Genomic DNA, 10,462 nt, shown 5'->3' with positions numbered 1-10,462 from the left:
TGACCTGTCTGGTCAAGGACCGTGATGCGCTGCTGACCTTCTACGATTACCCGGCCGAGCATTGGGAGCATCTGCGGACCTCCAACCCGATCGAGAGCGTGTTCGCCACGGTCCGCCACAGAACGATCCGAACCAAGGGAGCGCTGTCACAGGACACCGCCCGGCTCATGGTCTTCAAACTCGTCACTGCAGCCGCCAAAACCTGGCGCAAACTCAACGGAGAAAACCAGTTGCCCAAGGTCATCCAGGGCATTACTTTCCGGGACGGCGTCGAGGTGATCGAGACGCCAGCACAGAACGCCGCCTGATCACCGCCGTCACCCAAATTCCATCATAGCTCTCGGCGCCGCACTCGCCACTTCTGACGACCGAAGATGTCTGCATTCTGTTCCGCCGTACCCCGCGTTCGATCCGCCGATGGGTGCAGGCCGGACATCTGCGCCCAATCCGGCTCGGCCGTGCGATCTTCTTCGATCCCGATCAGATCCAGGCGCTTATCGCCGAAAATCTTCGACGCTGAGTTTAGCCTTGGTGATGCTGACGGCCGGACTAGCAACCGTAGATGCCCTGACGATCCAGACGGGCCTGAGAATGACTAATCCGGCGAATACGATCGCCGACGCAGTCGCTCTGAATCGTTCAATCGAAAACCTCAAGCAAAAACAGTCGCTTTCTCAGTCCTTCTTAGAACACTACCAGTCAATTAGCTTGAGACTGGTGTATAGCCTTCTCATAACCGTCCGGCTTTGACCGGCATTGACCAAACAGGAGTTATCCATGTCCGACAATACCCCAATTCTACCTTCCGGCAACAACGAACAACCCGCATTACCTCCCGAGATAACTGTCAGCGAAGCGATAGCGTTGGTGGCGACCTGGATCGATCTCTCGGCGGCGCGGCGGAGCGTGCTCATCTCGTCACTGCGTACCATCGCGAGGATTGCCGAAACGGATGCGATTATTCTCGCTCTCTCACCTGCCGTTCTAAACGCGCAGGTGCTTCGAAAGGCGTCACAGCTCTACGGCATCTCGGCACCCTCCATGTCCACCACCCGCTCCGGCGTCCGCTTCGTCATGCGCCGACTTGGTGTCCTGCATGACCCTAAGCCCTTGAATGACACCTGGGCCGCCGTGAGCGAACAACTCCCGAATCGCGTCTCGCACACCCTGACCTGCCTGATGAAATATCTCTCCCAGGAAGGTGTCGCCCCATACACGGTGTCGGACGAAAATTTCGCTGCGTTCCAGGCATGGGTTCTTAAAAACAGCCTGTGCCGCAACCCCAGCCGGATGTTCGCCCAGACCCGCTATGCCTGGAACAAAGCCAGCCGCACATTACCCGGGTTCAACCTGCCGGTGCTGGGCGCCGCCCGGTGCCGATCTTTCTCCAGCGTGCCGCTGGAGGCCATGGATCCAGCGCTGCAGGCTGAGATCGCACGGCTGGCACACAGATTGCGGTCGAGCGACCTCGATCTCCTAAGCGATGATGACGTCTTGGATCAGGATGTCGGTTCAAACGGGCAGGAAGGGGCCGCTTTCCAACCCGTCGGCCCTCGCCGACCGCTCACCGCTCTGACGATCGAGGGCAGGATCCGCCATCTCCGCCAGGCAATCTGGGCGCTCAATCAGCTTGGCGTCCCCCTGGCAGACATCCGCAGCCTGCGCGATTTGATGACCCCCCTCAATCGGGTCCGCGACATCATACGCTTCATGCGTGACCGGTCCGGCAAGGACAAATCGACCTCCGCCGCCCACGTCGCCGAGGCGCTCCGGCAGGTGGCAAAATTTCACATCGGTCTGTCCGATGAGGACGTGGTGCGGATCGCCCGGTGGAAGACCGTCGTCGACGTCAAATACACCGAGATGACTGAGAGGAACCAGCGCCGTCTCGAACCGTTACTCACGCCGGCGGTGGAAGCGGCAATCCTCGCCTTGCCGGAGGTTTTGATGAACGAAGCGGTCGAATTGCTGCCCGCCAGCCCGGGCCGCGCGGTCAGTGCCGCCAAGCGCGCGTTGGGCATTCATCTAACCCTGTTCTACGCCTTCCGGGTCTCGAATGTAGTCACGCTCCGCCGCGACCGACACTTCATCGAGACGCAAAACGGCGCGCGGCGCCGGATCGAGCGATTCTTCATTCCGGCAAGCGAGGTCAAGAACCGCCAGATCCTTGACCGGCTGGTTTTGTCACTGACAAACGAGCTGATCGCCAAATGGGAGACCCATTTCCGTCCCCTGATCGCCGCACCGGGAAACCCGTACCTCTTCCCCGGCAAAGAAGACCAGCCGATGACCCGACAGGCGTTTGGCGATAGTTTAAAAAAAATCGTGATCGAACGAGTCGGCTGCGAAATCAACCCTCACATTTTGCGCCACCGCGCGGCTGTGGCCTACCTCAAGAAACATCCCGGCGAGTTCGAGGTTGTTCGACAGGTTCTCGGCCATAAGACAGACCAAACCGCGCGGCGCTCCTATACCGGCCCTGAGCGCGACGCGGCATTCGACCGATTCGACCAATCGGTACTCGAGTCGATGAAGTTACGCCACCCGATTCACGCAAAGAAGGCTCGGCCCATCAGCGGCAAGTGCGGCACCCGGCCCACCTCGCCGACCCGTTCCACCCGCGGAACCGCCAAAGGTCAGGGGAGCCGTAGACATGGATAAGCCTTCGCGCCAATACGCGCATTCCTGTCCCCGCGAGAAGCCGAACACCCGTGACGATGCCCGTCTCGCGCGCGGACTCGCCCGCCGGATTGCGACGTGGCCCGCGCTCGATCAGGCGTTGTGGGCCGCCAGCTGCGCCCACACCGATCCGCTCGACGATCCCGGCTACGGCTCCACCCTCCGCCTTGCCTCTCGCTTCAAGATCGCCCGCGGCTATTCCTACTGGCTCATCTTCCTGCGCGAGCAGGACTGGCTCGACGAGACCGCCGCACCCGGCGATCGGCTATCCGATGCCCGCAGCGCAGCTTGGTTCCGGGCGCTCAAGGCGCGCGGTAACCGGGCAGGCACAATCATTGGCCGCTTTGCCGAGCTCAACCTGGCGATTAGAGTTCTCACGCCCGATGCGGACCGAAGCTGCGTTTTGCAGCCTCACGGCGCCTCAGTACGCCAACGGCTCAACGACGACCGGCGCGGTTTTCTGACCCCGGACGCGCGCGTGCTCTACCGCGAAGGCTATCGTCTGATGGACACTGCCGAGCCATCAAAGCGCGATCGCTGGCGCTCTCAATTACTCCAGTATCGTGATGGCCTGTTCTTCGCCATTCAGGCCGCCCGTGCCCGGCGCCTCGGCACCGTTGCGCAAACCACGATCAGCGGCAATCTCAGTCGCGTCGACGATCGCTATTGGCTCGTTTATACGCCCGATCAGATCAAGACCGGACGCGCCGACCGCGTGTTGCTGCCAAAGCGGCTCAACCCCTACATCGATCGCTACCTCACCGAAATCCGCCCGCAGCTGCTGCGCGGCCAGATCCACGATGCACTATGGGCCGGCACGCTCGGTGAGCCGCTCGCCGAACGCGGTATCGAAAAGCTTGTGCGCAAACGCTCTCGGCACCTGCTCGGTGTCTCGATCGGCACGCACCGGTTCCGCCACGCGATCGGCACCACCGCACCCGCGGTCAACCGCGCTCAGCCCCGGCTCGGCGGCGTCGTGCTTAATATCAGCGAGGCAGTCGCACGTGAACATTACAACCGCGCCAATGCCGACCTCGCGACGGAGCTGTTCCACCAGGACATGCTCGAACGCACCGATGATGCAAATAACCGGGCATGGCTTTCGAAAACAAGTCAGTAAATAATTTGAATATATCAGATTTATAACTATTGCCATTACGAACTTATTTAAGTCTATACATTTTATAACTATTGAACATAGACATTATATTACCATATATACTTAGCAGACAATCCAAAAATGGCCTCAATCCCGCACATCGTCTCCGCGACGATGTGCCGCCTTTCGTCTGCAGGCAGGGCTGATCGCCCGGATGCCGCCGTTTTAATCATCTATATCGGAGAACTACCATGACCAACCCGGTCAAGCCGGCCACGGCACACGACGCCGTGTCCGATCCCAGGCTCACGACCATGTATTCGTGCGCCTCGCACCACAAAGCCAATCTCGACACGCTCGAATTGGCTCTGAACATGCTGGGCATCGCCGTCGACATGATGCTCGCCCAGAGTGAAGCCGTCGGCGACCAATCAGCCGACGTGCCGACAGCACGGACCACCCGCGACAATATCGCCGCCATCCGCCACGTCTGCGGCCTCGTCGAAAACCGCGGTAACGTCGTAGTTCGCTCAGGGCGCGAGCTGATCCGCATTTTCGAGGCAAACGCCTCAGCATAGATATAACCCCCTCGTCCGACTATGGACGGGGGGGTTTTTCTATGGCTCCTGTTGGCCGAAAGCGGCTGGGCCGCTTTCGGCGGATCAGACGCGAAAGCGGCCATCTTGGATTGGGCTGAGATGGGAGGAAACTGCTGGCGCCTGATGCGGGCCGTCAGCGGTCTGGCGACTTCCGTGAACGAGAGGTCTGAGAAGACAATCGTGGGTGTCTAGTTTGGTTCACATCTTCGGCGATCCGACCACGCACCGACCATTTCTCGACCACCCGGAACAACCGCTTGAGGGCGGCTCCAGAAGATGCCACCAATAGCTGACCATGCAACTCACAAGCTCTATGACCCTTTCGGCGGCCGAGAATTTCCTCCGCAGCGTCGCGGCCGGCAAGGTCGGGAAGCTTCAGATCCCCACACGCGCCAAGTACCAGGCCGCTGGCGGCGAGGCAGCATTCGTTCAGGCTCTCTCAACTTGGGCAAACAGCGCCCATCCGGCGGAACTGGTGAGCTACGCGGAAGGCCCAGCCGACAACGTGCAGATTGATCGACTTGTCGCCAGGCTCTACGGGCTCGTCGCTGTCCTAGTAGCCGATAGCATCTCGAGTATCCGCGGGCCCAATCTCACCGAGTTGCTCCAGCGCGCCGCGCTCGCCCGCCTAGCCATCCTCCAGTCCGAGTCGCCGGAAGGGGGCTCAAGGGGGCCACAGCTGGAGATCGTCTGCATTGACCATCTCGCCAAGAGCTATCCCCGTGCCTTCTACGCGCAAGACGAGGAGGGCATGCGCCAGGTCAAGAAGCTCCCCGCTTTTAACCAGTTCGCATCGGCCGTGGTGAAGGAATTGGTCCCGACCGAGCTCTCACATTCCGTGCCTGCTGGCTTCGCCCACGCCCTGGGCGGGGCGCTCCACGAATTGTTCCGCAACACGGAGGAGCATGGTCGCGTGAACGATCGGGGCGACGTCCCCGCGAAGTCGGTGCGCGGCTTCCATGCGCGGCGCCATTCCGTCACGCCTGACACGGTCGCGGTGCTCGCAGCGGAGGCAAAACCACTCTCCGACTACGTCGCGCGGCTTCGTCCCGCCCGAGCGGGCAACCGCGACATCCAGCTGATCGAGCTTTCCGTATTCGATACCGGGCCCGGAATGGCTCCGAGCCTCTCCGGCCGACCGCTCGCGTCCATTAACCCCGACGAGGAGCTCGATCTCGTCCGGCGATGTTTCCGCGAGAACGTTTCCCGCAAATCCCTGTCCTCCGCAGGACTCGGCCTACCGACCGTGATCGACCTGCTTCGCGAGAGAGGTGGCTTCCTCAGACTCCGCACCGGCAGGCTCGGGCTGTTCTGCGACCTAGGCCTTGAGGACCGGAAACCTTTCGGCGAGCCGCCGGAACTCCGTGCGTGGTCGGGCCCGGAGGTCGAGCTCGCCCCCGTGGCTGGCACGCTCTTCACCCTCATGTTTCCGCTGGGGATATAGACGTTGCGCCCATTATACTCCCTTCGTCTAGAACGGTTGACGCAGACCGAGACGATTGACACGTTCGTGGTCTATCTCGCCACCGACGAGCTTCCCGCGGATACGTTCGCCGCGCTGATCGACGAAGAGGTAAAGCGCAATCTCGTGCCCGACGAAGTCGTCATCGTCGTCAGAGAAACCAGCCGCGCCAAAACGGTGACCGCCATCCGGGATCATCGCGAATTGAGGCGTGTGCGCCATCGGCTCGCCCCGCATGCGACCGTCACCGTGATCGGCTTCGACAGGAAGGGTGGCGAAGTCGATCGTGAGGTCGCGACCGGCACGGGTGTTAAGAGCTCGATCACGCTGACGGAGATCGGAAGGCGATCCGCGACGGCGATCTTCTTCGATCACGGTGGCTTCGTCGAGGCCAACGCAAGCTACCACTTCAGGAACCCCTCCGGCAGACACACCGACCGGTTTATGCGCCTCTCAAACCTTCTGGTCTGCCACGCCGAGATCTCGATCATCGCCATGACGCTGCTGCCGCTCATCCCAGACAACGCGGTACAAGCGCATGTTGATACGCCTGCGATGTTTACTCTCGTCTCAGCTGTCAACGAGCTTCTGTGGACGCTCGAGCCTGGACGCCAGCCTCTGCGGTGCGACAGCTTCCGGTCCTATCTTGGCGTCGAGACCTACGATTTCAGCGGCAGCGACACCTCGGTCGTTCTCATCTCGGCTACGTCAAGCGGAAGCCTAGGTAGCATCGTCGAAAAACGAGAGGTCGATCGATCGCGGATAGCGCACGTTCTCTACCTCGGGGCCACCTCCCCGCGTTTTCCGTCGGCGGTGGATCTGTCCTTTGACAAGAAGCTTAACCCACTGGGGATGGCCGAGGCGCGCGAAACCTATCGCGAGCCCAACTGTGCCCTCTGCGACTCTGGATCGATCCCCGTAGACTTGCGGGGGGATCAGTTCGACCTCAGCGGCCCAGAGTTCGAACCACTCACGCTCAAAAAAGCCGACGCGCCGGAGCGTCTAGCATCCACCATGGACAGGCTGGCCGGATCCGGCGCATTCGGTGTCTCCGTCGCGTCGGGCGCGACCAGTCGGCAGTACCTCGTTAACGCCGATATGCTTTTGGTCGCGCCCGAGTTCATGAAGCGTCTCGAATACTTCGCGAAGACCCACGTTCCCTCGAGCACCCGCGAATGCATCATGCTGGACGAGGCTTCCGAGCAGTTCGCGCGTGATCTCTGCGCCCGGGCCGGCGTGACGCCTGTCTTCGTGGCACGATCAGGTGTCGATGGACTGGATCGGACCGACACTCAGGCCGGCATCCAACTCAACGGGTCGCCGATCGTGATTGCCGCCGCCGTGATCGAGAGTGGGCGTGCGCTTCTCGACATAAGCCGCGACCTTCGGAAGGTCCGGCCGAACTCTCCCCAGATCTACATCGTCGGCCTCGTGAAGTCGGTCAGCGCCACGCGTCGGCAAGAGCTCGAGCGAACTCTGGTGCAGACCCAGGAACCGAGTCCACATCGGTTCGCGGCAATCGAGGAGTTGGTGCTGCCGTCGGCGGCCGCTCCGAACGCGTGGCAGGCCGAGCTAATGTTCCTCGACGATGTGGTCTCAGGCGGCGCTCACCTCTCCGAGACGCTCGCCGCCCGCCGGGATCTCCTCCGGCGCACCTCGGCGCCCCTCATGGACGATCTCTTTGTCGCCAATGGTGCCGCCCCGCTCGTCCTGCAGCCGGGCTTCGTCTTCTGGCCCTCGGAGCTCCCAGAGCGGACCACGGCGAAGCCGACGCAGGCGGATGTGTTATACACAATCAGCGCCGTTCTCCAGAAGCTCCGAACCACAGCGCCAAAGCCAGGCGCACGGGCACTCCGCGCCAACTGGTTCCAGCAGACCCTGCTCGACCCCTCCAACCTTGGCCGGTTCAACGACGGAGTGATCCAGGCCAGCCTCCTCCGCGCCGCCAGGCCCACGGAGATCGACTTCTCGGGAGAGGTCGGCGGCCGGCTCGACGCGGCGCGGATAATCGGGCGCATCATCGCAGGCGCCCATCGACCGCGCGGCGAGGCCGCGAGCGAGGCGCTCATCGCTCTCGGAAGCAAGCGCCTCCGCCTGCCACCCGCGAAGCTAATCGACATTCTGGCTGAAACCTCAACGCACCCGCCGCTTGTCGCCGAGCTTGCGGCGCTCTGCCGTCGCAGGCTGCTCTAAACGACTCGGCACCAACAGGGGGGGCCGCGTGGCGCTCGCCCTGTATTAAGGCTTTCCAAACCCGAGTTGCCGTTCGGTGCGATTTCGATATAGAGTGAAGGCTTGACGATTCGAACGCCCGATTTGTCCATCTCTTCTTCGGGCTATGACTCTCGCGATCCAGATTAGCAGCGCCTGCTCTCGATGTTTCAGTTCGACCGTTATGGGCATGTCAGCGGATCCAGTGACCTCCGTAGTTCCTGCGGGGTAGGAAGACGTGCTTCGGCTGGAGATACTTATCGAAGCGGACTGTCAGCAATTGGCAATCGCGTTCGGGCTCGGGAATGGCGACAATTGGGCGCAAAGCGGTCATCCAGCCAACGGCAACGTTTGGCGCAAACCCGATATGGCTTGCGGGAATCCCAAACACGTTCCGCACTCCATAGTCGGTGATCGTACCCGGTGGCTTACCGATGCAACCTTCGCCCCGATCAACCGGCTCAATTTCGCTGGTCGTTCCCGGCCGTCGTATGGTAGCCTCTCCGCATCATTTTTCACTCGGAGTCGTCCGATGCCGCCTCGTGTTGTGCTTTACGCCCGCTATTCCACCGACATGCAGAGCGAGGCGTCGGTGGAGGATCAACTGCGGCTCTGCCGTGAGCGGGCGACGCGCGAGGGCTGGTCTGTGGTCGACAGCTACTCGGACAGGGCAATTTCCGGGGCATCGCTGATCCGTCCCGGCATTCAATCGCTGATGGAGGATGCGAACCGCAGGCAGTTCGACATCGTGCTAGCCGAGGCGATGGATCGCCTGTCGCGCGATCAGGAGGATATCGCCGGTCTGTTCAAACGCCTGCGCTTTGCCGATGTGCGGATCGTAACGATCGCGGAGGGCGACGTCTCGGAGATGCACATCGGACTGAAGGGCACGATGAACGCGCTTTTCCTGAAAGACCTGGGGCAGAAGACGCATCGTGGCATGCGCGGCCGGATCGAAGCCGGTAAGGCGGCGTGCGGCAAGAGCTTTGGCTACGATATCGTCCGTAGTGTCGACGCCCGCGGGGAGCCAATCCGGGGTGAGCGTGCAATTAACGAAGCCGAAGCGTCGGTCGTACAGCGCATTTTCACGATGGTGGCGGCAGGTGCCAGCCCGATTGCGATCGCCAAACAGTTGAACGCCGAGCGTGTCCCTGGCGTTGATGGTCGCTCGTGGCGCGACACCACGATTCGCGGCCACCTCGATTGGGGTACCGGCATTCTGCGCAACGAGCTTTATATCGGCCGGCTGATCTGGAACCGGTCGCGGTCCATCAAGGATCCGGTTTCCGGCAGGCGGGTCCGTCGCATGAATCCGATGGACCAGTGGATCATCGAGGACGTGCCTGATCTGCGGATTGTGGAACAGGATCTCTGGGATCTTGTGCAAGCGCGGTTATCCGATGTTCGCGATGCCTCAGGTGCGGATGCGCCTGGGCGGCCGAAGTTCCATGAGCGGCGTCGGGCGCAGCATATCTTGAGCGGCAAGGTTTTCTGCGCCGCATGCGGTGGCACGTTCGGCGCGACTGGTAAAGATTACCTCGGCTGCACCGCCGCCAATCGGCAGGGGACATGCAGTAACAAGCAGAACATTCGGCGCAGCGAACTTGATGCGCTCATTCTCAACGCGCTGCGGCACCAGCTTATGCGCCCAGAACACGTCGAGCAGTTCGTGGCGGATTTCACAGCGGAGTGGAATAAGCTACAGGGCACCATCGAAGCGGATAATGCCGCCCGTAAACGCGAACTCGATCACGTGACGCGCAAGCTCGATCAATTATTTGAGGCGATCAGCGAAGGTATCAGGGCACCCGGGCTGCAACAAAAGCTCGATGATCTGGAGGGGCGCAAAGCCACCCTCACCCGCCAGCTTAAAAACCCGCCGATTGCAGCACCGCGGCTGCATCCCAATCTCGCCGGCGTCTACCGCGACAAGGTCGAGCAACTGCAAACCGCTCTTCATGCTGAAGATGACGGCCGGGCTGCCTTGGAGACGGTGCGGACCCTGATCGATCGGGTTGATATTGGCACGCCCACGCCGGAGGCGGCCAAGCCGGATGCTGGTGATCCAGTGTCGATTAACTTGGGTGCGGCTCGAATCCCCCTTGACGCGACGACCGGCGATTCAACCTCAAAGCCAACCAAGCAGCGCCGGGGTAAACCAGCCTCGTCATTGCCGGACATTGTGCTGACCGGCGCGATCGCGTCGATGGTGGCGCTGGCGCTCGATGGCGGTACGGCGGTCCCCAAAACGACAAAAGCCGCCCTTGGTGGGGCGGCATTTGGTGGTGGTTCTAATTTGTTCTTTAGTTCGGTAAAAGTGGTTGCGGGGACCAGATTTGAACTGATGACCTTCAGGTTATGAGCCTGACGAGCTACCGGGCTGCTCCACCCCGCGGGTGTGTGTTTGTGTTG

General features: G+C 61.5%; 8 protein-coding genes and 1 tRNA gene. 8 read left to right on the top strand and 1 reads right to left on the bottom strand.

Annotation, left to right across the window (positions count from 1 at the left end):
• The 8 genes from BW994_RS18195 to BW994_RS18150 all read left to right on the top strand — a co-directional run.
• Positions 1-308: transposase (locus BW994_RS18195; RefSeq protein ID WP_175612146.1), on the top strand; the 308-nt coding region annotated here is incomplete at its 5' end.
• 53 nt (positions 309-361) lie between these two features.
• Complete coding sequence (locus tag BW994_RS20605) at positions 362-520, top strand: helix-turn-helix domain-containing protein (RefSeq protein WP_081849213.1); 159 nt, start codon at positions 362-364, stop codon at positions 518-520.
• Between the two features lie 257 nt (positions 521-777).
• Positions 778-2,661, top strand: coding sequence for a tyrosine-type recombinase/integrase (locus BW994_RS18180; RefSeq protein ID WP_245594227.1), 1,884 nt, complete (start codon positions 778-780; stop codon positions 2,659-2,661).
• The gene (locus BW994_RS18175) at positions 2,654-3,799 is read left to right on the top strand and encodes a site-specific integrase (protein WP_051657624.1); all 1,146 of its coding nucleotides are present in this window, start codon (positions 2,654-2,656) and stop codon (positions 3,797-3,799) included. The genes BW994_RS18180 and BW994_RS18175 overlap by 8 nt, the downstream gene beginning before the upstream one ends.
• Before the next feature lie 230 nt (positions 3,800-4,029).
• Complete coding sequence (locus BW994_RS18170) at positions 4,030-4,356, top strand: hypothetical protein (RefSeq protein ID WP_029313791.1); 327 nt, start codon at positions 4,030-4,032, stop codon at positions 4,354-4,356.
• Positions 4,357-4,690: 334 nt separating this feature from the next.
• The gene (locus BW994_RS18160) at positions 4,691-5,821 is read left to right on the top strand and encodes an ATP-binding protein (protein ID WP_029313793.1); all 1,131 of its coding nucleotides are present in this window, start codon (positions 4,691-4,693) and stop codon (positions 5,819-5,821) included.
• Positions 5,822-5,857: 36 nt separating this feature from the next.
• The gene (locus BW994_RS18155) at positions 5,858-8,032 is read left to right on the top strand and encodes a hypothetical protein (RefSeq protein WP_029313794.1); all 2,175 of its coding nucleotides are present in this window, start codon (positions 5,858-5,860) and stop codon (positions 8,030-8,032) included.
• Between the two features lie 385 nt (positions 8,033-8,417).
• The gene (locus BW994_RS18150; RefSeq protein WP_342743260.1) at positions 8,418-10,412 is read left to right on the top strand and encodes a recombinase family protein; all 1,995 of its coding nucleotides are present in this window, start codon (positions 8,418-8,420) and stop codon (positions 10,410-10,412) included.
• On the opposite strand, the gene BW994_RS18145 is transcribed toward BW994_RS18150, so the two are convergent.
• Positions 10,369-10,445: transfer RNA gene (locus tag BW994_RS18145), tRNA-Met, on the bottom strand. The genes BW994_RS18150 and BW994_RS18145 overlap by 44 nt on opposite strands.
• Positions 10,446-10,462: the final 17 nt, after the last annotated feature.

It is taken from the genome of Acidiphilium rubrum (assembly GCF_900156265.1).
Taxonomy (GTDB): Bacteria; Pseudomonadota; Alphaproteobacteria; order Acetobacterales; family Acetobacteraceae; genus Acidiphilium; species Acidiphilium rubrum.
Note: the sequence above shows the minus strand (reverse complement) of the source record. Positions and strands in the feature narration are given on the sequence as shown.